Consider the following 24,545-nt stretch of genomic DNA (forward strand, 5'->3'; position numbering starts at 1 on the left):
GCGTGTCACTGATCGCTTCCGACCAATTCCGCATCGTTGTCGGCCTCGGCAAGAGCGGCATGTCCCTGGTTCGCTTCCTGGCGAGCCGGGGCATTGCCTTTGCGGTCGCCGACACCCGCGAGCAACCGCCGGAACTGGACACCCTGCGCCGTGAATACCCGCAGGTGGAAGTGCGCTGTGGCGAGCTGGACGTGGACTTCCTGTGCCGGGCCAACGAGCTGTATGTCAGCCCGGGCCTGGCCCTGGCCACACCTGCGCTGCAACAGGCCGCCGCGCGTGGCGTCAAGCTGTCCGGGGACATCGAGCTGTTCGCCCATCACGCCAAGGCGCCGATCGTGGCCATCAGCGGCTCCAACGCCAAGAGCACCGTGACCACCCTGGTCGGCGAGATGGCCGCCAAGGCAGGCAAACGTGTGGCGGTCGGCGGCAACCTCGGCACCCCGGCCCTGGACTTGCTGGCTGACGACGTCGAGCTGTACGTGCTGGAGCTGTCGAGCTTTCAGCTGGAGACCACCGACCAGCTCAACGCCGAAGTGGCCACCGTGCTGAACATCAGCGAAGACCACATGGACCGCTACAGCGGCCTGCCGGCCTATCACCTGGCCAAGCACCGGATCTTCCGCGGCGCCCGCCAGGTGGTGGTCAACCGCCAGGATGCCCTGAGCCGTCCGTTGCCGGTCGAAGGCCGTCCGTGCTGGACCTTTGGCCTCAACGCACCGGACTTCAAGGCCTTCGGCCTGCGTGAAGTGGATGGCGAGAAATACCTGGCGTTCGAGTTCCAGACCCTCATGCCAGTGCGTGAGCTGAAGATCCGTGGTGCTCACAATCACAGCAACGCCCTGGCTGCCCTGGCCCTCGGCCACGCCGTCGGCCTGCCGTTCGAGCCGATGCTCGAAGCGCTGCGCGAATTCAAGGGCCTGGCCCATCGTTGCCAGTGGGTGCGCGAGCGCAACGGCGTGAACTGGTACGACGATTCCAAGGCCACCAACGTCGGTGCCGCGTTGGCGGCCATCGAAGGCCTGGGCGCCGATATCGAGGGCAAACTGGTGCTGATCGCCGGCGGCGATGGCAAGGGTGCCGATTTTGCGGCCTTGCGTACCCCGGTGGCGCAGCATTGCCGCGCCGTGGTGCTGATCGGCCGCGATGCCGCACGCCTGGCCGAAACCCTGAAGGATGCCGTGCAACTGGTGCCCGTGCAGACCCTCGATGAGGCCGTGCAGCGTTGCGCCGAGCTGGCCCGCGCCGGTGACGCGGTGCTGCTGTCGCCGGCCTGCGCCAGCCTCGACATGTTCAAGAATTTTGAAGAACGCGGGCGCCTGTTCGCCCAGGCAGCGGAGGGGCTGGCATGATCTTCGGCATCCTCAAACCGTACCCGTCGCCGCTGATCAGCGGCCGTGGCATCGACCTCGACTTCCCGCTGCTGGCCGGTTGCCTGGCGCTGCTCGGCCTGGGCCTGGTGATGATCACCTCGGCCTCCTCCGAAGTGGCCGCGGTGCAGTCCGGCAACCCGCTGTACCACATGTTCCGCCACCTGGTGTACGTCACCCTGGGCCTGGGCGCGGGGTTGATGACCATGCTTGTGCCGATCGCCACCTGGCAGCGCATGGGCTTCATGATGCTGATCGGTGCCTTCGGCCTGTTGGTGCTGGTGCTGGTGCCCGGTATCGGCCGTGAAGTGAACGGTTCGATGCGCTGGATCGGCTTCAGCTTCTTCAACGTCCAGCCGTCGGAGATCGCCAAGGTCTTCGTGGTCATTTATCTCGCCGGCTACCTGGTGCGTCGCCAGACCGAGGTGCGCGAGAGCTGGATGGGCTTCTTCAAACCGTTCATCGTGCTGCTGCCAATGGCCGGCCTGCTGCTGATGGAGCCGGACTTCGGCGCCACGGTGGTGATGATGGGCGCTGCGGCGGCCATGCTGTTCCTCGGTGGGGTGGGGCTGTTCCGCTTCTCGCTGATGGTGGTGCTGGCGGTCATATCGGTGGTGGTGCTGGTCCAGGCCCAGCCTTACCGGATGGCGCGCCTGATCACCTTCACCGACCCCTGGAGCGACCAGTTCGGCTCCGGCTACCAGCTGACCCAGGCGCTGATCGCCTTCGGGCGCGGCGAATGGTTGGGCGTGGGCCTGGGCAACAGCGTGCAGAAGCAGTTCTACCTGCCCGAGGCGCACACCGACTTCGTGTTCTCGGTGCTGGCCGAAGAACTGGGGGTGGTCGGCTCGCTGCTGACCATCGCGCTGTTCGTGTTCATCACCGTGCGTGCCCTGTACATCGGCCTGTGGGCCGAGAAGGCCAAGCAGTTCTTCGCCGCCTACATGGCCTTTGGCCTGTCATTCCTGTGGATCGGCCAGTTCCTGATCAACATCGGCGTGAACGTCGGCCTGTTGCCGACCAAGGGCCTGACCCTGCCGTTCCTCAGCTACGGGGGCAGCTCCCTGGTGATCTGTTGCGCCTGTGTCGGCCTGCTTTTACGCATCGAGTGGGAGAGTCGCACCCATCTGGGCAGCGAGGAACACGAATTCAAGGAAAGCGATTTTGCCGAGGAGACCAGTCATGGCCGCTGACGGCAAGAACGTCCTGATCATGGCCGGTGGCACCGGGGGCCACGTGTTCCCGGCACTGGCCTGTGCCCGCGAGTTCCAGGCCCGCGGCTACAGCGTGCATTGGCTGGGTACCCCGCGTGGCATCGAGAACGAACTGGTGCCCCAGGCCGGCCTGCCGCTGCACCTGATCCAGGTCACCGGCCTGCGCGGCAAGGGCAAGCTGTCGCTGCTCAAGGCGCCGTTCACCCTGGTCAAGGCCGTGCTGCAGGCGCGGCGCATCGTCCGTGAGCTCAAGCCGGTCTGCGTGGTCGGTTTCGGTGGCTATGTGACCGGCCCCGGTGGCGTAGCCGCGCGGTTGTGTGGCGTGCCACTGGTGATCCACGAGCAGAATGCCCGCGCCGGTACCACCAATCGTTTGCTGCTGCCGCTGGCCGCGCGTGTCTGCGAAGCATTCCCGGACACCTTTGCCGCCAGCGACAAGCTGCGCACCACCGGCAATCCGGTGCGCCCGGAGCTGTTCATGGACGCCCTGCGCGCGCCCCTGGCCGAGCGCCGTGCGCGCTTGTTGGTCATGGGCGGCAGCTTGGGTGCGGAACCATTGAACAAATTGTTGCCTAAGGCCCTGTCCGAGGTGCCGGCGAACCTGCGCCCCGAAGTCTTCCACCAGGCGGGCAGGAACCACGCGCCCGTCACCGCCGAGCGTTATCACGAGGCGGGGGTCGAGGCCCAGGTCGAACCGTTCATCAAGGACATGGCCCATGCCTATGGCTGGGCCGATATGGTGGTGTGCCGGGCCGGTGCCCTGACCGTCAGCGAACTCGCGGCGGCGGGCCTGCCCTCGATGCTGGTGCCCTTGCCCCATGCCATCGACGACCACCAGACCCACAACGCCCAATACCTGGCACGTGAAGGCGCCGCCTTCCTGATGCCACAAGCGACTACTGGCGCAGCGCAGCTCGCTGAACGCCTGAACGAGGTGCTGATGCAACCCGAGAAACTCAACGCCATGGCCGGCACCGCCCGCCGCCTGGCCAAACCTGCCGCAACCAGCACCGTGGTGGATATCTGCCTGGAGGTAGCCCATGGTTGAGAGCCAGAAAGCCATGCCGCATCCGAAGATGGGCCGTATCCGTCGCATCCACTTCGTCGGTATCGGCGGCGTGGGCATGTGCGGCATCGCCGAAGTGCTGCTGAACCTCGGCTATGAAGTATCCGGCTCCGACCTCAAGGTGTCGCCGGTCACCGAGCGCCTCGAGTCGTTCGGCGCCGAGATCTTCGTCGGCCACCGCGCCGAGAACGCCGCCAACGCCGATGTGCTGGTGGTGTCCAGCGCGATCAATCCGGCCAACCCGGAAGTCGCCACCGCACTGGAGCGCCGCATCCCTGTGGTGCCGCGTGCCGAGATGCTCGCCGAGTTGATGCGCTATCGCCATGGCGTGGCGGTGGCCGGCACCCACGGCAAGACCACCACCACCAGCCTGCTGGCCTCGGTGTTCGCCGCCGGTGGCCTGGACCCGACCTTCGTCATCGGTGGTCGCCTGACCGCGGCCGGGACCAACGCGCAGTTGGGCACCAGCCGCTACCTGATCGCCGAAGCCGACGAGAGCGACGCCAGCTTCCTGCACCTGCAGCCCATGGTCGCCGTGGTCACCAACATCGACGCCGACCACATGGCCACCTACGAAGGCGACTTCAACAAGCTGAAGAAGACCTTCGTCGAGTTCCTGCACAACCTGCCGTTCTATGGGCTGGCAGTGATGTGCCTGGACGACCCGGTGGTGCGCGAGATTCTGCCGCAGGTCAAGCGCCCTACGGTTACCTACGGCTTCAGCGAAGAGGCCGACATCCGCGCCATCAATGTGCGTCAGCAGGGCATGCAGACCCACTTCACCGTGCTGCGCCGTGACTGCGAGCCGCTTGAGGTGTCGGTGAACATGCCGGGCAACCACAACGTGCTCAACGCGTTGGCGACCATCGCCATCGCCACCGACGAAGGCATCAGCGACGAGGCCATCGTCCAGGGCCTGTCGGGCTTCCAGGGCGTCGGTCGACGCTTCCAGGTCTACGGCGAGCTGCCGGTCGACGGTGGCAGCGTGATGCTGGTCGACGACTATGGCCACCACCCGACCGAGGTCGCCGCGGTGATCAAGGCCGTGCGTGGCGGCTGGCCGAGCCGCCGCCTGGTGATCGTCTATCAGCCGCACCGCTATAGCCGCACCCGCGACCTGTACGACGATTTCGTGCAGGTGCTGGGCGATGCCAACGTGCTGCTGCTGATGGAGGTCTACCCGGCCGGCGAAGAGCCGATCCCCGGTGCCGACAGCCGCCAGCTGTGCCACAGCATCCGCCAGCGCGGCAAGCTCGACCCGATCTATATCGAACGCGGCGCCGAGCTCGCGCCGCTGGTCAAGCCGCTGCTGCGTGCCGGCGACATCCTGATCTGCCAGGGTGCCGGAGATGTCGGCGGCCTGGCCCCGCAATTGATGAAAAGCCCGCTGTTCGCAGGCGCCAAGCAGGAGAAGTCGAAATGACCAGCGCCTACGACAAGTTGCACTCGACCCTGGACGTCAAGGCCTTTGGCCGCGTCGCCGTGCTGTACGGTGGCAAGAGTGCCGAGCGTGAGGTTTCCCTGAAGTCGGGCAAGGCAGTGATCGAGGCGCTGACCAACGCTGGTGTCGACGTAGTCGCCATCGACGTCGGCGACGACCTGCTGACCCGCCTGCAGAGCGAGAAGATCGACCGCGCCTTCATCATCCTCCACGGCCGTGGCGGTGAGGACGGCAGCATGCAGGGCCTGCTCGAGTGCCTGGGGATTCCCTACACCGGCAGCGGCATCCTCGCCTCGGCGCTGGCCATGGACAAGCTGCGCACCAAGCAGGTGTGGCAGAGCCTGGGTATCCCCACGCCGCGTCACGCCGTGCTGGCCAGCGAGCAGGATTGCGTGGCCGCCAGTGCGGAACTGGGCTTCCCGTTGATCGTCAAACCCGCCCATGAAGGTTCGAGCATCGGCATGGCCAAGGTGAACAGCGAGCAAGAGCTGGTCGCCGCCTGGAAAGACGCTGCCAAATACGATTCGCAGGTACTGGTCGAGCAATGGATCCACGGCCCGGAATTCACCATCGCCGTGCTGCGTGGCCAGGTGCTGCCGCCGATCGCGCTGGGCACCCCGCACGTGTTCTACGACTACGACGCCAAGTACATCGCCAATGACACCCAGTACCGCATCCCGTGCGGCCTGGACAGCGTCAAGGAGCAAGAGCTGATCGACCTTACCGCGCGCGCCTGCGATGCCGTTGGCATCGAGGGCTGGGGCCGTCTGGACGTGATGCAGGACGAGCAGGGCCGTTTCTGGCTGCTCGAGGTCAACACCGCACCGGGCATGACCGACCATAGCCTGGTGCCCATGGCGGCCCGTGCCGCCGGCCTGGACTTCCAGCAACTGGTGCTGGCGATCCTGGCCGACAGCGTAGCGACGAGAGGTTAATAGCCATGCAAGGCGCGATGATACGTCAGCAGCCACCCGTTACCGGCCGTAGCAAGCCGGTGCCGCGTGGTGCCAGCCGACTGGTGGCCGACGAGCCCGTATCGGCGCGCCTGCCGCGGCCAAGCTTCGGCGGCCTCAAGCGCCTGCTGTGGCCGGTATTGCTGGTGGCCGCAGGTTTTGGCGCCTATGAGGGTGCCATTCGCCTGATGCCCTACGCCGACCGGCCGATCACCAAGATCGCCGTGCAGGGCGACCTCAGCTACATCAGCCAGCAGGCGGTGCAGCAGCGGATCGCGCCCTACGTGGCAGCGAGCTTCTTCACCGTCGACCTCGCGGCGATGCGCGTCGAGCTCGAGCAGATGCCCTGGATCGCCCACGCCGAAGTGCGCCGGGTGTGGCCGGACGAGGTGGTCATCCGCCTGGAAGAACAGTTGCCGGTGGCGCGCTGGGGCGACGAGGCCTTGCTCAACAACCAGGGCCAGGCCTTTACCCCGCGCGAACTGGCCAACTACGAGCACCTGCCGCAGCTGTTCGGGCCGCAGCGCGCTCAGCAACAAGTCATGCAGCAGTATCAGGTATTGAGCCAGATGCTGCGCCCCATGGGCTTTTCCATCGCTCGCCTGGAGCTGCGCGAGCGAGGCAGCTGGTTCCTGACCACTGGCGCGGGTAGCGCCGGCCCAGGCATCGAGCTGCTGCTGGGGCGCGACCACCTGGTGGAGAAGATGCGCCGTTTCATTGCCATTTACGACAAATCGCTTAAAGACCAGATCACCAATATCGCCCGCATCGATCTGCGTTATTCCAACGGACTTGCCGTTGGTTGGCGGGAACCGAATGCACCGACGACGGCCCAACCCGCCGTTGCGAAGAATTAGAGAGAGGCAGGACCATGGCAAACGCGCATAGCGGCAAAATGATCGTCGGGCTGGACATCGGCACCTCCAAGGTGGTGGCGCTGGTGGGTGAAGTCGGCGAGGACGGCACCCTGGAGATCGTCGGGATCGGCACCCACCCGTCACGCGGCCTGAAGAAGGGCGTGGTGGTGAATATCGAATCGACCGTGCAGTCGATCCAGCGCGCCGTCGAAGAGGCCCAGCTGATGGCCGGCTGCCGCATCCATTCGGCGTTCGTCGGTGTTGCCGGCAACCATATCCGCAGCCTGAACTCCCACGGCATCGTCGCCATCCGCGACCGCGAAGTCAGCACCGCCGATCTCGAGCGCGTGCTCGATGCCGCCCAGGCCGTGGCCATCCCGGCCGACCAGCGGGTGCTGCACACCCTGCCGCAGGACTACGTGATCGACAACCAGGAAGGCGTGCGCGAGCCCCTGGGCATGTCGGGCGTGCGCCTGGAAGCCAAGGTCCACGTGGTTACCTGTGCGGTGAACGCGGCGCAGAACATCGAAAAATGCGTGCGTCGCTGCGGTCTGGAAATCGACGACATCATCCTCGAGCAACTGGCCTCGGCCTACTCGGTGCTGACCGACGACGAGAAAGAGCTGGGCGTGTGCCTGGTGGACATCGGTGGCGGCACCACCGACATCGCCATCTTCACCGAAGGCGCGATCCGCCACACTGCGGTGATCCCGATCGCCGGCGACCAGGTCACCAACGACATCGCCATGGCCCTGCGTACGCCTACGCAGTACGCCGAGGAAATCAAGATCCGCTACGCCTGCGCCCTGGCCAAGCTGGCCGGTGCCGGCGAGACCATCAAGGTGCCGAGCGTGGGTGATCGCCCGCCACGCGAGCTGTCGCGCCAGGCCCTGGCCGAAGTGGTGGAGCCGCGTTACGACGAGCTGTTCACCCTGATCCAGGCCGAACTGCGTCGCAGCGGCTTCGAGGACCTGGTGCCAGCCGGCATCGTCCTCACCGGCGGCACCGCGAAGATGGAAGGCGCCGTGGAACTGGCCGAGGAAATCTTCCACATGCCGGTACGCCTGGGCGTGCCGCACAGCGTTCGCGGGCTGAGCGACGTGGTCCGCAACCCGATCTATTCCACCGGCGTGGGCCTGCTCACCTACGGTCTGCAGAAGCAGTCCGAGGACCCGTCCCTGACCGGTATCAGCAACAGCAACAGCAGCAACAACAGCTATGGCGATGAACCCAAGGGTCCAGTGCTTGAGCGACTCAAGCGTTGGGTCCAGAGCAACTTCTGAGTTTCAAAGCAGTAGTGGTAGGCGCGACAACTAGAGAACTGTAAGGAGAGGGAAAATGTTCGAGCTCGTAGACAACGTCCCGCAAAGTCCGGTCATCAAGGTGATCGGCGTCGGCGGTGGCGGCGGCAACGCCGTCAACCACATGGTCAAGAGCAGCATCGAGGGCGTGGAATTCATCTGCGCCAACACCGATGCTCAGGCGCTGAAAAACATCGGCGCGCGCACCATCCTGCAACTGGGCACCGGTGTGACCAAGGGCCTGGGTGCTGGCGCCAATCCGGAAGTCGGCCGCCAGGCCGCGCTGGAAGACCGTGAGCGCATCGCCGAAGTGCTGCAGGGCACCAACATGGTGTTCATCACCACCGGCATGGGTGGCGGTACCGGTACCGGCGCGGCGCCGATCATCGCCGAAGTGGCCAAGGAAATGGGCATCCTCACCGTCGCGGTGGTGACCCGTCCGTTCCCGTTCGAAGGCCGCAAGCGCATGCAGATCGCCGATGAAGGCATCCGCATGCTGGCTGAAAGCGTCGACTCGCTGATCACCATCCCCAACGAGAAGCTGCTGACCATCCTGGGCAAGGATGCAAGCCTCTTGTCCGCCTTCGCCAAGGCTGACGACGTGCTGGCCGGCGCCGTGCGCGGCATCTCGGACATCATCAAGCGTCCGGGCATGATCAACGTCGACTTCGCCGACGTACGCACCGTGATGGGCGAGATGGGCATGGCGATGATGGGTACCGGCTGCGCCAGCGGCCCGAACCGTGCTCGCGAAGCCACCGAGGCGGCGATCCGCAACCCGTTGCTCGAAGACGTCAACCTGCAGGGCGCCCGCGGCATCCTGGTGAACATCACCGCAGGGCCTGACCTGTCGCTGGGCGAGTACTCCGACGTGGGTAGCATCATCGAGGCCTTCGCCTCCGACCACGCGATGGTCAAGGTCGGCACCGTGATCGACCCGGACATGCGCGACGAGCTGCACGTGACCGTCGTGGCCACTGGACTGGGCGCGCGCATCGAGAAACCGGTCAAGGTGGTCGACAACACCCTGCAGACCGCCCAGCAGGCGTACGAGGCCTCCAACCCGGCCCCGGTTCGCCAGGAGCAGTCGGCCGTCAACTACCGTGACCTGGAACGTCCGACCGTGATGCGCAACCAGGCCCATGCAGGTGCCGCGGCAGCCGCTAAACTCAACCCTCAGGATGATCTGGACTACCTGGATATCCCGGCGTTCCTGCGTCGTCAGGCCGATTAATGGAATTTATCAGGGGTATAAGGGTGATTGGTGTTCAGCAAAGGCCGGGTCTGTTATCATCCCCAGCCTTTGTTGATACCTGTTCGCAATTTGCGCTGAAGCGGCCAATGCCATGATTAGACAACGCACCCTGAAGAATACCATCCGTGCCACAGGCGTCGGCCTGCACTCCGGGGAGAAGGTCTACCTGACCCTCAAGCCTGCGCCTGTCGACAGCGGCATCGTCTTCCGTCGCGCCGACCTCGACCCTGTGGTCGAAATCCCGGCGCGCGCGGCCAACGTCGGCGAGACCACCATGTCCACCACGCTGGTCAACGGTGACGTCAAAGTCGATACGGTCGAGCACCTGCTCTCCGCCATGGCGGGCCTGGGCATCGATAACGCCTACGTCGAGCTCTCCGCCTCGGAAGTGCCGATCATGGATGGCAGCGCCGGACCCTTCGTATTCCTGATCCAATCGGCCGGCCTGGAAGAACAGGACGCACCGAAGAAGTTCATCCGCATCCTGCGTGAAGTGACAGTGGAAGAGGGCGACAAGCGCGCCACTTTCTTGCCCTTCGACGGGTTCAAGGTGAGCTTCGAGATCGACTTCGATCACCCGGTCCTCAAGGGCCAGACCCAAAGCGCGGTCGTCGACTTCTCGAGCACCTCGTTCGTGAAGGAAGTCAGCCGTGCCCGTACCTTCGGTTTCATGCGTGACATCGAGTACCTGCGCAAGCACAACCTTGCGCTGGGTGGCAGTGTCGAGAACGCCATCGTCGTCGACGAAACCGGTGTGCTCAACGAAGACGGCCTTCGTTCCGATGACGAATTCGTCAAGCACAAGATCCTCGACGCCATCGGCGATCTGTACCTACTGGGCAACAGCCTGATCGGCGAGTTCAAGGGCTACAAGTCCGGACACGCGCTGAATAACCAGCTGTTGCGCAAGCTGATCGCAGAAACCGACGCCTGGGAAGTGGTCACCTTCGAAGATGCCAGCACGGCACCGATCTCGTACATGCGCCCTGTTGCGGCTGTGTAAGTTCGAACACTCTCTCTAGTGATTAAGGCCACCTTCGGGTGGCCTTTTTTATGGGGCATTGCAGGCAGTGGCGCCCCTATGGTCTTAGCAGGAGGCTGGGCGCTCACGCTTCCAGGGGCGGAACGTCAGCCAGAGCAATATGCCTGGTATCTGCAATCCGATCATCGTCCCCAACGACCACTGATAGGCAATCATGGGATGCCCTGAGGATGTGGCAGGCCATAGATTCAGCAGCGCGCCCATTAGCCATTGCAGAATGAAGGCCAGGACAAACACCACCAGGTTGAACGACGAGCTCACCCGTCCGGCGAGCTCAGCAGGCACGGATTGGGCGACGATGGCATAGTTCATGGTGGTCGCCGTGCCGAAGAAACTGAAACCCATGGCAATAAGCAGTGGTGGGATTGCAAGGCCACTGATCATCAGTACCTGGAATCCAATGAATACAGCGACCCCCGTCCCGCACACCATGATGGGCTGGACGCCAAAGCGTCGCAGGTAATCGGTAATCGAGCCAAATGTCAGCGAGCCCGCAACCATTGCCACCGTTCCCCATAGCAGCGTGTTGGCCATGCTCGCTTCGCTCAGTTGCGCCACATCCCGTAACCACGGTCCCATCCAAAGCGACAGTACCGACATGTAGATCGCGTGGGCGAACACTGAGTACAGCACCAGGCGCCAGAAGGTCCAGGAGCGGTAGAGGGTGGCCACAGCTGTGGCCATCTGCGCGAGGGTGGTGTTCTTGGCCGTATACGCACGGGGGACACTGAGGTGAATGATGGCGCATACGCACAGTGTCAGAACTGCCAGAATCAAGAAGGCTTCTCGCCAGCTGATCCACTTGAGCAATTCATGCAATGGCGTGGTTGATGCCATGGCGCCCAAGCCTCCTACCGATAGCAGGCAGGCGGTACTCAAGGGCAAGCGTTCGGGGGGGAGCCAGATCGAGCAGGCCTTGATCGCACTCATCAAGGAGCCTGCAACGCCGAGGCCAATCAGGCCGCGACCAATGATCAGCCCCCATTGGGAGTGCGCCGAGCTGAAGATCAACGAGCCCAGAACGGCAAAGATCAGCATGGGCACCTGTACGCTGCGTGGGCCGTAGCGATCGAGTAACACGCCAAGGGGAAGCTGTGCGGCGGCAAACGTCAGGAAATACACCCCTGTCAGTAGGCCGAGACTACTGGCAGGCAAGTGCAACTCTTGAGTCAGATCGCCATAGATCAAGGCGTTAACGGTGCGAAACAGGTAGGACACGAAATGCCCGAGGCCGAATGGCACGAAGATCGTCAGGAACAGATACAGGAATGAGCGCTTCACTTCCTGATCGGCCTTGAGTAGCGAAGTTGGATGTTCACTGCTCATTGGGTAGAGTCCTCATTACAGGAAAAGGTCGTGCGAATTTCGCAGCAGAAGCGCCCGCGCGCCTCTTCGAGCCAAAGTTGTTCGGGGTCTGGACGCATTTCTGAAAACTTCACCTGCCTGGCGTCTTTCAGCGCATTGATGATGCCATCAAGGGATAACGGGTTCTCGAAGTCGATGAACTGAGGTTTGGGCTCCGTATCGATCTTGACGAAGACATAGCGCGGCAGGCCCTGATGGCTGGCCCAGGCACGCCATGCGATGGGATAGTCCAAGGCATCGATGGAACCCTTGGGCTGAGGCAGCTCGTCGACGGCGAATAACCATGAAGCCCTTTTGTACAATGTGCGGCCTAGCCAGACACGACGGTTGTCGTGCTTGGCGATGGCGGCGCCGGCCAAGGCGAAACCCAGCCGGTGCATGGGCGTGGAGAAGACGCACAGAAAGTCCTCTTCGAACTGCCCGAACACATCCACTACGTGCAGGCGCCCATTCACCAGGCGTACTTGCGCTCGGCCCGCCGCGAATTGCTGCTGGGGCGGTACGCAGCCACCACCGGATGGCAGCACCAACTGCAAGTAACGCGAGTGCAAAGGCCAGTCGATATGCGAGCGCTGATAACTGTCGGGTGAGTCCGCCAGGATCAGGCGTGGGCGTTCAAAAAGCTGCGCCACTTGCTCGTTGATCTGCGTATTGAATGGGCTGAACGGGGCCGCAACCGGCTGGCTGAGCGTATGCACCGCCGGATGTACCTCTCCGACGACGATCTGGTAGTCGCCTTGATTGAGGGCTTCGATCGAAGCGCTGGAGAGCATGAAGTCCGGCGAGTGGAAATCACTGCCGAACACCTGGAAGTCGTTCACCCGAAGATCGGTATCCAGCGCATCGAGCAACGCTTCAACCTGTCTGTTGCCTAGATGCACTTCGTGTTGTCCGACGAAGTCTTGCAACACGCTAGCCCAGGCCGCGCCCAATCGTTGTTCGAGGTCGTTGGCAATATCCGCTTCTATCGTGGGAAGCAATGGCGCCAGCTTATCGAGGAGCGCCAGGAACGGGACGCTTTCGCTGTCCACTTGTTCGCATTGTTCCCAGGCCTGGAGGTAGGCTTCATGAAGGCGATAGCCGATCGCTTTTGTCATCCACCGATGAATGTTCAGCAAAGGCGTCAATTGTGCCTTCATCTCGGTAAACAGGTGCCGGCCGAAGCTGATTTCAAGGTTTCTGGAGCAGTCTTCATACACGGGGTAGCGACCGACGTACATTGCGCCGGTCTCTCTGCTCAAGTCGACGCCAGCGTCTGCCAACAACGTATTCATGTGCAGCAGCGCTTGTTCCCGTTGTTGCAGGTTGCCGTCAGCGTATTGCGCCTTTGCGCCTTGCAACGCATCAAGGCGTGCCTGCCATGATTGGCTGAAGGTTTCATCAATGCCCGGCGAATTCACCCAGGCTTGCAATTGTGCCATCGGGTCGCGTTCACGCGGCGAAATCCGCCAGCCTCGGCGCACCACACGCTGGCGGACAAGATGTTCAAGTAGTGCCCTGATGCTGTCATGCGTCTGCGCAGGGCTTGCTTGAAGCAGTTGGCAAAGTGTCGCCAACGAGTGTTGCTGGCTGGCGATGTGGTGCAGGATCCGTGTGGTTTGCGCATCCACCTGGCGACGCTTGCCGATCGGCAGGTGCAAGGTATGCCCATCCAGGTAGCAGCCTTCGTTCAGCCTCAACGGCAGGACGTCGGTGTTTGGGCAGTGCTGGTTGAGCTGTGCGACCAGGCGCTGCACCACCCAGTTTTCGAAGAATGTGTGGCGTTGCCTGAGCCACGGTCCTTCGCTTCGCCGGCAGTGGATATTGGCCTCGAGTTGTTGGTCGAACTGACCCCAGGCCAGTGGGCCGAAGAAGCTCGCGGTATCGTTCTTCGCGCAAAATCGCTGCAGGTAGGCCCATCCCAGGCGCAGCTTCTGCTTTTTACGGCTGTCGTTACTGCTGTGGCGGTCACGGATCAATTCATCGATACGTGCACGTGCCGCAGGATTGGAGATGAATAGCGCCTCGGCGATCGCGTCGTCATCGAGTACGTCAATCAGTCCCTGTCGGGCACGCTCCAGGTACGCGGCATATTGCGCATCCGCCTCTTCCCGTGCCTGCAATTCGGTCAATAGCCGATTGCGCTCCGCCAATGCCTGAGCCAGTGGCAGGCGTAAGTCTTCTGGCAAGTCCGCCGGTTGCAAAGCAGTGCGCTCGTTGAGCTTGCGAATCAACTTGCGGCACGCTTGCGGCATGGGGTGGGCGTTGGCGTGCGCCAGCAAAGCGACACGCATGTTTTCAAGCGCACGATAGGTTCGCTCGAAGGCTGCACAGCCTGGAAGCGCCGAAAGTTCTCCCAGGGCCGTCAGGTGGTGGATCGGAAAACCGGTGGAGCGTAGCCAGAAATACTGTGAGCTTTCCATTCTCTAGCAGGGAGTCCTGATTGCGTTGAGTTGCTTGAGCTTGCTCAGCAATGCCATGTCTGCGGCGCAAGGTTGGTCGTCATCGTTCGCGTTCAACAACCGGGCCAAGGTCGGTGCCTGTAGCGGCTCATCGAGGAACTGATAGAGATGCGCGGTGCGCTTGCTGATCAAGGTGAACTTATGCCGCGCCTGAGGTGTGGGTAGATACACCAGGATATGCTCGGGTTGAGCTGCCAGCTGGCTCAATCCCAGCTGGCCTTTGTCGCGCAGCCAGGTGGACAGGGCGTAGGTGCTTTGGTAGAGACGCGCGCTGCAGGTTCGCTGATAGTGATCCGGCGTGGTCGTCTGTGGGGCAATCAAGCCCCTGTAGAGGGCGACACATTCGCGCTCCAGACCGATCAAGTCGCGCAAGCATGGGTGCTCCTGCAATTCTGCGCGACCGAGCAGAAACTCCAGGGCGGCATCACAGTAACCGTAAACCTTCGGCCCATAATCGAACCATTGTTTTTCCCGCAGGAACGACCTCGACAATTCGGTGAGATCGAATCCCAGGTTGAGCAAGGCGCGCAACGTCAGTGGCGCACCTGTTTCAAGGGCATTGATGAACGAATTGACCAAGCGAAACTGATAGTTTTCGACAAACCATTTCACGCGCTCGAATTGATCCCCATACGCCTGCAGGATCGCCCGTTCGTCTTCTGCAAAGTCCGCCAGCCACTCGCTTGCGCCGCGAGCCTGGAACAACTTTTCTTGCAATGTCTCGTCACGCAGCAGGCGTCGCCATAGTTTCCATACTTGTTCAGCGTCCATGAGCGCGTTCCTGTGGCCGAGTGATGTAATGATTCCAGATCTGTTGCGCGCGGCGAACGTCGCTGACGATCATGTGTTCGTCATCGGCATTCATCACTCGGGTCATGGCATGGTGGGCTTGCCCTTGATATTCGAGTATCACCGCGGCAGGACGTGCTCGTGACAGCAGCTCCTGGTAGAGATCCCAGACGGGTTCCGGAACGGCGGAGTCGTGCCAATCGTGGTAGAGACCGTCATGCCAGCTGCCGCCCGCCAGATGTACCGAAATCACCTTCTCCAGGGGCAAGGTGTCGAGGTAGTCACGCAGGTCGAACTGTTTGAGGTTCAGGTGGTTGGTATAAATATTGTGCAGATCCAGATGCAGGAATGTTCCGGAGGCTTCCACGAGCCTGGCGAGGAACTCCGCTTCACGCATTTCGGCGCCAGGGCATGGCAGGTAGTAGGCGGCATTTTCGTGTGCCAGCGGCATGCCGTAGCTGGACTGCAATGAAGTGGCCCGTTGCGCGCAACGGAGCACCTCGGCATTGGAGAACTGAAGTGGGCTGCTCCAGATATCCAGCCAGGAGTTGTCACCGTAGAAACAATGATTGGCGACCCAGGGACTGTTCAACATCTTCGCCAGTGGCACATGACGCTGCACCGCGGCGGTCTCTTCCAATGGGCTGAAACCGAAGTCGCAACCGTAGTTGGAGTGGGCCAGCAAGGTAAAGTTTTTCGACAGCCGCTCCATCACCTCACGGGCGCCAGGCTTGATGATCTGCGGTCCGTCGATCGGAGCCATGATGTTGTCCAGAAGCACTTCCAGAATATCGACTTCGATATCCTCGAAGGGAAACCAGTCGAGAATTTCAGGGTTGTACTGAATGCCCACGCCTATAGGCTCAGGCTTGGAGAACCGGGCCATGCGCTTATCCATTTGAGTGTCGGAGAACCCCGGTCTGGACCGGGGCATTACTTGGCGATCAAGCGAACACTTTGCTTTCGATGATTTCGATATCGTCGAGATCGAACTCTTCGAACAAGGCACCTTCATCGACTTCAGGAAGCGCTTGCGCGGGGGCGTCGGTGTGCGTTTGCGCTGTTTCCGGCAAAGGTTGAGCGGCGGGGGTGTTGGTCATGACAGTCTCCTCACGGGTGGTTGAAAAGGTGCATCAGGGTATTGGCGGTAAAGCCCCAGGCCGCGATCCAGCCCAGGCCGGTCAGCAGCACGGTGCCCCAGTAGAGGCGGTGCATGGCGGGCGAAACAGGTTGTGCGGACGCACGATGACGCCCTTTTACGTAATTGAATGCGCGTTGGCGAAGGCGGGGTTGTCCGAGCCATTCGGTAATTGCCAGGTAGGTGTCGCCATTGAAGATGGGCAGCAATGTCGGCACCAGGGAGATGAACGATGCCACGATCATGACGACAAAGAGCGCGCCGAATGGTCCCGAGCCGCCCCACACTGCCCATAAGGCAATACCCACTCCCGCGTAGAGCAAGCTGACAAAAGGGCCGGCCAGGATAGTGGTCACACGCTGTCCAAGCGGGAGTTTCGTCCAGGTGCGTTGCTCTGGCCGAACCCAGCCGGTGGCGAGCAGGAGATAGATGCCGATGCCGAAGTCGGTAACCTTGACCCCGTAATGTCGGCACGACATTGCATGACCCAGTTCGTGCAGGGCGATGGAGGTCAAGATGACCGGGAAGTGCCAAAGCAACCAGCGATAGCTTTGGGCATAGACCACCACGGCATCGTCGATGAACGCATCCAGGTGCATACCCAGGTAACCGAAGCTGCACAGAGCCAGTAGTAACAAGGGCGCCACGAAGCCACGGCTGCAACACCAGGGGGCAAGCCGGTACAGAGTGTCCAGCAACGGTTGCGGGTTCATCTTTATCAGATTGACCAGCAGATACGTCTTGAGCGGACCATAAGTGATACCCGTGGCGGGGTCCTGCAGGTCCTTCTTGTGTGCACCCTCTCCCTGGCTGAGCAGCTTGAGATGCAACAGTTTGCGTTCGAACTGAGCGAGCTTGTCTTCGCTGACTTTCATCCGTAGTTGTTCGAGTGCGGTAATGGCGACCTCGGGCAGGCTGCGCTTGCCATCGAAGAGCATGGCCAGACGGTACTCTGCCTTGCCCAACTCAAAGCTGATGTCGGAGACGGGGTCGTGCACACAATAACGCGATGTCGAGTTTCCATCGTCCGCAAGGGTAATCACGAGGTCTTCCCTGAAGTGGGAATGGCGCGTCGCCTGCGTTGCAACGCCACTGTAGACAGAGCTGCTCATGCGCTTGCCCGCAGCGCTTGAAGGCCTGGTCTGAAACGCTCAATCAGCGCTTTGCGACCCGCTGCCGTGGTTTGCGTGAGCGAGGCGTCATCAGCAGGTGCACAGGCTCGACCCAAAACGAACACCGCGCCTGGGCGGGTAGGGCCACAAACGGGTTCCTCGGTGGTGCGGATGGGCTCCCAGCCATGCATGCGCATCAAGTATTCGATGCTGCTGGCACTCAGGTAGCGCCGGTGGTTATGGGTCAAATAACCTTGAAGCAGGCCATGGCCGAGCGCTCGGCCTTCGATCAGTAACAGCCCGTTCTCGGCGCAGGCCCGGCGGCACTTTTGCAGCACCACATTGACATCGTGCACATGCTCGAGCGATCCGTTGATGATGATCAGATCGTAGTCGCCGGAGGTATTCATGTTCTCCGCGTCGACCCGGTCGATGGGCAGGCCTACTTTCTTGCCATACTCCACATAGGCGTGGTCCGGATCATTGCCTTTCACGGTCCAGCCGTGCTTGGCGAAGGGAAGCATCAGGCCACCCGCCGAACAGCCGACATCCAGCAACTTGCCGTTGTCCGGAAGCAGGTCTGCCAGATAGCGACGCAGGTGCTCGCCACGACGCACCTGGTCTAGAAAGAAAGCACGCTCTGGTTCGGAGTCGCCGAACAGGCTGAGTCGATAAAACTTGTCGTAGTAAGCCTGGTAGAACGCGGGTTCGAAACGGTACTTCTGGTAAATATGCCCGCACGTCTGGCATCCCAGTACCGGTAAGGGCACCGAGGTATCGCTGGGGCCTTGAATTTCGCTGAGCAACTCCCAGTGCTCATGAGCGCCGCACAGTTCGCAGTCCATTGATTGTGCACGATAGTGCTCAGGCATCTTCAGTAGCTGAAGATATTTTATTTTTATAGTGTCGTCCATGACGGCCTCTAGCTTACTTGATGCAGAAAAAGCCTTCGAAACAGATATGTTTGAATATGCTGGTGATGTCTGTGAATCCAGCCCGCGAGAGCATGTCGATATTCCCTGCAGTGGAGAACGGTTCGAGCACCCCTTTCAAGCTTCTGGTTTTAGCGAGAATTTCTTCGGCGGTATAACCTTGGTCGCGTTTGTAGTCGACATACAGGTTGCTAAGAATATCCTGGAAGCGTGCGTCCGGGCCGCGCACTTTCTCGAACATGATGAACGCACCGCCCCAGTTCAAGGACTCATAGATTCGGTCGAACAAGGCTTGGCGAACACGAGGATGGACAAACTGGATCGTGTAGTAAGCGACGATCAGATCACTTTTTTGGTAATCGTAAGTCAGTATGTCGTCGGTGACGAAATTCAGATTCTGCTGTGGAGAAGTTTCTTGCAATGCCTTGGCTTGGCGTGTCATCGCATCTTCGACGTCGATGCCTACCCACTGCACTGAAGCGCAATGGCGCTGCGCAAGTTGTCGGGTCAATGCCCCAGTCGAGCTGCCTAGTTCGTAACAGATACTGTCTGGTTTTACGAAGAAGTCGCTGAGCGACAAGATGATTTCATGACCGTCCTTATACCGGGGGACAGACTTGGAAACATGTGAGTCGAAATGCAAGGGGGTCGTGCCGCCAAAAGTCCAGGCGGCGTTCCCCGCCGTCACACCATCGCCAACGGTATCCTGCAGGTTAACGGCCGACTGGGTAGAACTAGGCATATGATCACGTCCTTGCGTAATGATAGAGCGTTCGTTTGGGTTGTACTGTGAATTTGAAGCGCATCAATGCGCGGCGCAGGACACACAAATTCCATGTGTCGCCGAGATGGCTACGATAGAAATATCAGCAATGGCGTCAGGAAATAAATCTTCGCTTGCCGCTCGGTGAGCACATTAGGCGCTAAATATCGCCGGGATAGGCGATGGCGCACCGAGATAGGGCGAAAATAGATTCAGGCCCTGGCGCAAATAAGATGATTTCTCGAAAGAGTGTAGGAAGTGTCTGCGCTGAGGGCGCGCGATTCAGGAAGTAGTAAAACGGTGCTCATGTGAAGTCCTTATCAAATGATCCATTTGTACGGTCTCGTCGAGAGTGCTTATAGCGCTCTGAACTTACATTCGCTCAAGTATAGGGTCAAAGGTTGGCAGGCTGCAATAAGGCGTGTGTCAAAACGTCAGCCCTTATGGCTGGTGCTTCACTCGAAAGTCGTGGGGTTGAGTTTAGCTTGTTGATTTTATTGATTTTTAGTTGGGCATCGCAGCCGATTTTCAACCATTTTGCCTGTCGGAGTACCAACAGGGCGTAGCGCAAGCCTCCTGCGCTACGGCCTTCAAACTAGGTGTCTCGCACGGACCTTGCCGTTTCGTTCGTTCCGAGCCAGCGGCGAGAGGGATGGCTGTCACCGATCAGCTGCGATCTTCCTTGTCTTGTGCATGGTTGGCCAGGCGCTCAAGTGCGGCGCGCAACTTCGGATCGCTGATGCTTTCGGCTGAATCGCGGATGTTGCTGGCGGCACGGCTCGATAGCTCGATGCCCTGGCTAGTGCGTGTCGCTGCAACCAGGGGGGGCTGCACCTTGAACAGGATGCGGCTCAGGTTGGCAAAAGCCTCCATGGCCTGCAACTGACGTTGCAGACGCTTTTGCTGGTAGCGCAAACGGGTGGCCCAATGGCCATCGGTCACCACCAGCAACAAGGTGCCTTCCTTCCATGACGCCACGTGGCAGTGCTCACGGGCAGCCGGCTGCAACTGGCTTTCCAGCAGGCGTTGCAGATGCTCCAGGCGTTCGGCCTGGTTCAGCAGCAGGCGCAGCGGGCGTGCCTTGCGCAGCAAGGCCGAGGGCAGGTGGGCAGAGGAGGGTTTGTAGGCCATGGCGGTTCGCGGCAGCTAGCTAGGCCCTCAGTTTAACAGGCGCCGTCGGATCGCGGGGCAAGCGCGCTCCCGCGCAACCTGCGCAAAGACCATGCTGGCTGGAATTTTGATGCAAGTCATTCGCGATACGTTTCATCTGTGCGCACCTTGAACTTGCGAAAAAAGCCCCTATGTTAGTCAGGCCCCCCTAAAAGCGCTGTGCCAGCATCGTGGAAATCCACCACTTTCCTCACCATCGTTTCCGGGTAGAATGCTCGTTCGCATGCGGCCTCTGGGCTGCACGGGCGACTCATGGGGCCGCCCTCCATCCCTACGTGTGGAAGATCCTGCCGATATGTTTGCGCCTTTGTTAAAAAAACTTTTTGGAAGCAAGAACGAGCGTGAAATCAAACGCATGCTCAAGACGGTGAGCACCGTCAATGCCTTCGAAGAGAAGATGGTGGCCCTCTCCGACGAGCAGCTGCGGGGCAAGACCGCAGAGTTCAAGGAGCGCCTGGCCAAAGGCGAAACGCTTGATCAACTGTTGCCCGAAGCCTTCGCCGTGGCCCGTGAGGCCGGCAAGCGCGTGATGGGCATGCGTCACTTCGATGTCCAGCTGATCGGCGGCATGACCTTGCACGAAGGCATGATCGCAGAAATGCGTACCGGTGAAGGCAAGACCTTGGTCGGTACCCTGGCCGTCTACCTCAATGCGCTGTCCGGCAAGGGCGTGCACGTGGTGACCGTCAACGACTACCTGGCCCGCCGCGACGCCAACTGGATGCGCCCGCTGTACGAGTTCCTCGGCCTGACCGTGGGCATCGTCTCGGCCTTCCAGCCGCCGGAAGAGAAACGCGCCGCCTACGCCGCGGACATCACCTATGGCACCAACAACGAATTCGGTTTCGACTACCTGCGCGACAACATGGCGTTCAGCCAGGACGAGAAGTTCCAGCGTGAACTCAACTTCGCGGTAATCGACGAAGTCGACTCGATCCTCATCGACGAAGCGCGTACCCCGCTGATCATCTCCGGCCAAGCCGAGGACAGCTCCAAGCTGTACATCGAGATCAACCGCCTGATCCCGCGCCTGACCCAGCACATCGAGGAAGTCGAGGGCCAGGTGACCCAAGAGGGTCACTACAGCATCGACGAGAAGAGCCGCCAGGTCGAACTGAACGAGGCCGGCCACCAGTTCATCGAGGACATGCTCACCCAATCCGGCCTGCTGGCCGAGGGCGAGAGCCTGTACTCCGCGCACAACCTGGGCCTGCTGACCCACGTCTACGCTGGCCTGCGTGCGCACAAGCTGTTCCATCGCAACGTCGAGTACATCGTCCAGGACGGCCAGATCCTCCTGATCGACGAACACACCGGCCGCACCATGCCGGGCCGACGCCTTTCCGAGGGCCTGCACCAGGCCATCGAGGCCAAGGAAAACCTGAACATCCAGGCCGAAAGCCAGACCCTGGCCTCGACCACTTTCCAGAACTACTTCCGCCTATACACCAAGCTGTCCGGCATGACCGGTACCGCCGACACCGAGGCGTTCGAGTTCGCGCAGATCTATGCGCTCAACGTGATGGTCATCCCGCCGAACAAGCCGTTGGCGCGTAAGGACTTCAACGACCTGGTGTACCTGACCGCCGACGAGAAATACGCGGCGATCATTGCCGACATCAAGGAAAGCATGGCCCAGGGCCGTCCTGTCCTGGTCGGCACCGCGACCATCGAAACCTCCGAGCACATGTCCAACCTGCTCAAGAAGGAAGGTATCGACCACAAGGTCCTGAACGCCAAGTACCACGAGAAAGAAGCCGAGATCATCGCGCAAGCCGGTGCTCCGGGTGCCCTGACCATCGCCACCAACATGGCCGGCCGTGGTACCGACATCCTGCTGGGTGGTAACTGGGAGGCCGAGGTCGCCGCCCTGGACAACCCGACCGCCGAGCAGATCGCCCAGATCAAGGCCGACTGGCAGAAGCGTCATCAGCAAGTGCTGGAGGCCGGTGGCCTGCACGTGATCGCCTCCGAGCGCCACGAATCGCGCCGTATCGACAACCAGCTGCGTGGCCGTGCCGGTCGTCAGGGTGATGCCGGTTCGAGCCGCTTCTACCTGTCGCTGGAAGACAGCCTGATGCGCATCTTCGCCTCCGACCGGGTGAAGAACTTCATGAAGGCCCTGGGCATGCAGTCCGGCGAGGCCATCGAGCACCGCATGGTGACCAACGCCATCGAGAAAGCGCAGCGCAAGGTCGAGGGTCGCAACTTCGATATCCGCAAGCAGCTGCTCGAATACGACGACGTGGCCAACGAACAGCGCAAGGTGATCTACCACATGCGCAACAGCCTGCTGGCGGCCGAGAACATCGGCGACACCATTGCCGAGTTCCGCCTGGAAGTGCTCGATGCCACCATCAGCCAGCACATCCCGCCGCAGTCGCTGCCCGAGCAGTGGGACGTGGCCGGCCTCGAGGCCTCGCTGTCCAGCGACTTCGCCATGAAGCTGCCGATCCAGCAGTGGCTCGACGAGGACGATCACCTCTACGAGGAAACCCTGCGCGAGAAGCTGCTCAAGGAAATCACCGACGCCTACAACGAGAAGGAAGACCAGGCCGGTATCGACGCCCTGCGTACCTTCGAGAAGCAGATCCTGCTGCGCGTGCTGGACGACCTGTGGAAAGACCACCTGTCGACCATGGACCACCTGCGCCACGGTATCCACCTGCGCGGCTATGCGCAGAAGAACCCCAAGCAGGAGTACAAGCGCGAATCCTTCACCCTCTTCCAGGAGCTGCTCGAGTCGATCAAGCGCGACACCATCCGCGTACTGTCGCACGTTCAGGTCCGTCGAGAGGATCCGGTCGAGGAAGAAGCCCGTCTGCGCCGTGAGGCCGAGGAACTGGCCAGCCGCATGCAGTTCCAGCACGCCGCCGCACCTGGCCTGGAAGGCGAGCAACTGGCCGAGGAGGGCGCTGAAGTCGCCGTCGCATCGGCCCCTGTGCGCAACGACATGAAGCTCGGCCGCAACGAGCCTTGCTGGTGTGGCTCGGGCAAGAAATTCAAGCATTGCCATGGTCAGATTGAATGATCTGAACCACCTGCAGTAACGTGACACATCCGGGGCCGCTTTGCGGCCCCGCTTTTTGTTCTCAACCGATTTATCTAGGAGCGCTCTAATGGCTGTTGGTCTTGGTCCCCTGCCCACCCTGCACCCGGTTCCCGGTTTCGAACTCGGTATCGCCTCGGCGGGCATCAAGCGCCCGGGGCGCAAGGATGTGGTGGTGATGCGCTGCGCCGAAGGCTCCAGCGTCGCCGGCGTGTTCACCCTCAACGCCTTCTGCGCGGCACCGGTGATCCTCTCCAAGCAGCGCGTGCAGGGCACCGTGCGTTACCTGCTGACCAACACCGGCAACGCCAACGCCGGCACCGGCGCACCAGGCCTGGCTGCCGCCGAGCGCACCTGCGCCAAGCTGGCCGAACTGGCCGGCGTGCCAGCCGAGTCGGTCCTGCCGTTCTCCACCGGCGTGATCGGCGAGCCGCTGCCGGTCGAGAAGATCGAAGGCGCGCTGCAGGCCGCCCTGGATAACCTGTCGGAAAACAACTGGGCCGAAGCCGCCACCGGCATCATGACCACCGACACCCTGCCCAAGGGCGCCAGCCGCCAGTTCCAGTTCGACGGCAAGACCATCACCGTCACCGGTATCAGCAAGGGCGCGGGGATGATCCGCCCGAACATGGCCACCATGCTCGGCTACATCGCTACCGACGCCAAGGTCGCCCCGGCGGTGTTGAAGGACCTGATGCTCGACGGCGCCAACAAGTCGTTCAACCGCATCACCATCGACGGCGACACCTCGACCAACGACTGCTGCATGCTGATCGCCACCGGCAAGGCCGATGTGCCGGAAGTGACCGAGGCCAGCGGCGCGTTGTTCGAAGCACTGAAGCAAGCGGTGTTCGAAGTGTGCATGGAGGTAGCGCAGGCCATCGTCCGTGACGGCGAAGGCGCCACCAAGTTCGTCACCGTGCAGGTCAACGGTGGTGGCAACCACCAGGAGTGCCTGGACGTCGGCTATGCCGTGGCTCACTCGCCGTTGATCAAGACCGCGCTGTTCGCCTCCGACCCCAACTGGGGCCGCATTCTCGCAGCTGTCGGTCGCGCCGGCGTGCCCGAGCTGGATGTCAGCCTGATCGACGTGTATCTGGACAGCGTGTGCATCGCCAGCAAAGGCGGGCGCAGCCCGAGCTACACCGAGGCGCAAGGCTCGGCGGTAATGGCCCAGGAAGAGATCACCATCCGCATCGACCTCGGCCGTGGCCAGTGCAGCGAAACCATCTGGACCACCGACCTGTCCCACGAGTACGTGAAGATCAACGCCGAATACCGCACCTGATG

General features: G+C 61.5%; 20 protein-coding genes. 11 read left to right on the forward strand and 9 right to left on the reverse strand.

The window, feature by feature from the left end:
- The first annotated feature begins 2 nt into the window (after nucleotides 1-2).
- The 9 genes from murD to lpxC all read left to right on the forward strand — a co-directional run bounded on the left by murD (nucleotide 3) and on the right by lpxC (nucleotide 10,457).
- The gene (gene murD / locus ACODS9_RS12645) at nucleotides 3-1,349 is read left to right on the forward strand and encodes a UDP-N-acetylmuramoyl-L-alanine--D-glutamate ligase (protein ID WP_489093989.1); all 1,347 of its coding nucleotides are present in this window, start codon (nucleotides 3-5) and stop codon (nucleotides 1,347-1,349) included.
- Nucleotides 1,346-2,560 carry a putative lipid II flippase FtsW gene (gene ftsW / locus ACODS9_RS12650; protein ID WP_023632511.1) on the forward strand — a complete coding sequence of 405 codons (1,215 nt, stop codon included), beginning with the start codon at nucleotides 1,346-1,348 and terminating at the stop codon, nucleotides 2,558-2,560. Before murD ends, ftsW begins: the two co-directional genes overlap by 4 nt.
- Nucleotides 2,550-3,629, forward strand: coding sequence for an undecaprenyldiphospho-muramoylpentapeptide beta-N-acetylglucosaminyltransferase (murG, locus tag ACODS9_RS12655; RefSeq protein WP_046857007.1), 1,080 nt, complete (start codon nucleotides 2,550-2,552; stop codon nucleotides 3,627-3,629). Before ftsW ends, murG begins: the two co-directional genes overlap by 11 nt.
- Nucleotides 3,622-5,070, forward strand: a complete 1,449-nt coding sequence (murC, locus tag ACODS9_RS12660) for a UDP-N-acetylmuramate--L-alanine ligase (RefSeq protein ID WP_038707416.1) — start codon at nucleotides 3,622-3,624, stop codon at nucleotides 5,068-5,070. Before murG ends, murC begins: the two co-directional genes overlap by 8 nt.
- On the forward strand, nucleotides 5,067-6,023 hold the full coding sequence (locus tag ACODS9_RS12665; RefSeq protein ID WP_028689737.1) for a D-alanine--D-alanine ligase: 957 nt from the start codon (nucleotides 5,067-5,069) through the stop codon (nucleotides 6,021-6,023). Before murC ends, ACODS9_RS12665 begins: the two co-directional genes overlap by 4 nt.
- 5 nt (nucleotides 6,024-6,028) lie before the next feature.
- The gene (locus ACODS9_RS12670; RefSeq protein WP_023629819.1) at nucleotides 6,029-6,898 is read left to right on the forward strand and encodes a cell division protein FtsQ/DivIB; all 870 of its coding nucleotides are present in this window, start codon (nucleotides 6,029-6,031) and stop codon (nucleotides 6,896-6,898) included.
- 14 nt (nucleotides 6,899-6,912) lie between these two features.
- The gene (gene ftsA / locus ACODS9_RS12675; protein ID WP_028689735.1) at nucleotides 6,913-8,181 is read left to right on the forward strand and encodes a cell division protein FtsA; all 1,269 of its coding nucleotides are present in this window, start codon (nucleotides 6,913-6,915) and stop codon (nucleotides 8,179-8,181) included.
- 55 nt (nucleotides 8,182-8,236) lie between these two features.
- Entirely contained in the window at nucleotides 8,237-9,433 is a 1,197-nt protein-coding gene (ftsZ, locus tag ACODS9_RS12680; RefSeq protein ID WP_016395521.1) for a cell division protein FtsZ, read from the forward strand.
- A 112-nt stretch (nucleotides 9,434-9,545) separates the two neighbouring features.
- Nucleotides 9,546-10,457 carry a UDP-3-O-acyl-N-acetylglucosamine deacetylase gene (gene lpxC / locus ACODS9_RS12685; protein ID WP_046857004.1) on the forward strand — a complete coding sequence of 304 codons (912 nt, stop codon included), beginning with the start codon at nucleotides 9,546-9,548 and terminating at the stop codon, nucleotides 10,455-10,457.
- 84 nt (nucleotides 10,458-10,541) lie between these two features.
- Here the strand turns inward: lpxC and ACODS9_RS12690 are convergent, their stop codons facing one another.
- From ACODS9_RS12690 to ACODS9_RS12730, 9 genes are all read right to left on the reverse strand, one after another.
- Entirely contained in the window at nucleotides 10,542-11,822 is a 1,281-nt protein-coding gene (locus tag ACODS9_RS12690; RefSeq protein ID WP_489093990.1) for an MFS transporter, read from the reverse strand.
- Entirely contained in the window at nucleotides 11,819-14,263 is a 2,445-nt protein-coding gene (locus tag ACODS9_RS12695) for a lantibiotic dehydratase (RefSeq protein WP_489093991.1), read from the reverse strand. The genes ACODS9_RS12690 and ACODS9_RS12695 overlap by 4 nt, the downstream gene beginning before the upstream one ends.
- Nucleotides 14,264-14,266: 3 nt before the next feature.
- Nucleotides 14,267-15,073, reverse strand: a complete 807-nt coding sequence (locus ACODS9_RS12700; RefSeq protein WP_489093992.1) for a hypothetical protein — start codon at nucleotides 15,071-15,073, stop codon at nucleotides 14,267-14,269.
- Nucleotides 15,063-15,977: a peptidyl (S)-2-mercaptoglycine synthase subunit TglH gene (gene tglH, locus ACODS9_RS12705; protein ID WP_401104763.1), complete on the reverse strand. Its 915-nt coding sequence runs from the start codon at nucleotides 15,975-15,977 to the stop codon at nucleotides 15,063-15,065. Before tglH ends, ACODS9_RS12700 begins: the two co-directional genes overlap by 11 nt.
- Before the next feature lie 58 nt (nucleotides 15,978-16,035).
- Entirely contained in the window at nucleotides 16,036-16,191 is a 156-nt protein-coding gene (tglA, locus tag ACODS9_RS12710) for a 3-thiaglutamate biosynthesis pearlin carrier peptide TglA (RefSeq protein WP_401104761.1), read from the reverse strand.
- A 10-nt stretch (nucleotides 16,192-16,201) separates the two neighbouring features.
- Nucleotides 16,202-17,341 (reverse strand): M50 family metallopeptidase, encoded by a 1,140-nt coding sequence (locus ACODS9_RS12715; protein WP_489093993.1) that lies wholly within the window; start codon nucleotides 17,339-17,341, stop codon nucleotides 16,202-16,204.
- On the reverse strand, nucleotides 17,338-18,255 hold the full coding sequence (locus ACODS9_RS12720) for a class I SAM-dependent methyltransferase (protein ID WP_489093994.1): 918 nt from the start codon (nucleotides 18,253-18,255) through the stop codon (nucleotides 17,338-17,340). Before ACODS9_RS12720 ends, ACODS9_RS12715 begins: the two co-directional genes overlap by 4 nt.
- A gap of 13 nt (nucleotides 18,256-18,268) precedes the next feature.
- A complete protein-coding gene (locus tag ACODS9_RS12725) occupies nucleotides 18,269-19,015 on the reverse strand; it encodes a methyltransferase domain-containing protein (protein ID WP_401104752.1) in 747 nt (248 codons plus the stop codon).
- 687 nt (nucleotides 19,016-19,702) lie between these two features.
- A complete protein-coding gene (locus tag ACODS9_RS12730) occupies nucleotides 19,703-20,167 on the reverse strand; it encodes a DUF721 domain-containing protein (RefSeq protein WP_401104749.1) in 465 nt (154 codons plus the stop codon).
- Nucleotides 20,168-20,501: 334 nt separating this feature from the next.
- Between ACODS9_RS12730 and secA the strand changes: the two genes are divergently transcribed.
- Nucleotides 20,502-23,237 (forward strand): preprotein translocase subunit SecA, encoded by a 2,736-nt coding sequence (gene secA / locus ACODS9_RS12735; RefSeq protein WP_046857002.1) that lies wholly within the window; start codon nucleotides 20,502-20,504, stop codon nucleotides 23,235-23,237.
- 88 nt (nucleotides 23,238-23,325) lie between these two features.
- Entirely contained in the window at nucleotides 23,326-24,543 is a 1,218-nt protein-coding gene (gene argJ, locus ACODS9_RS12740) for a bifunctional glutamate N-acetyltransferase/amino-acid acetyltransferase ArgJ (RefSeq protein WP_489093995.1), read from the forward strand.
- The last annotated feature ends 2 nt before the right edge of the window (nucleotides 24,544-24,545 follow it).

Source organism: Pseudomonas sp. FG36, assembly GCF_057809275.1.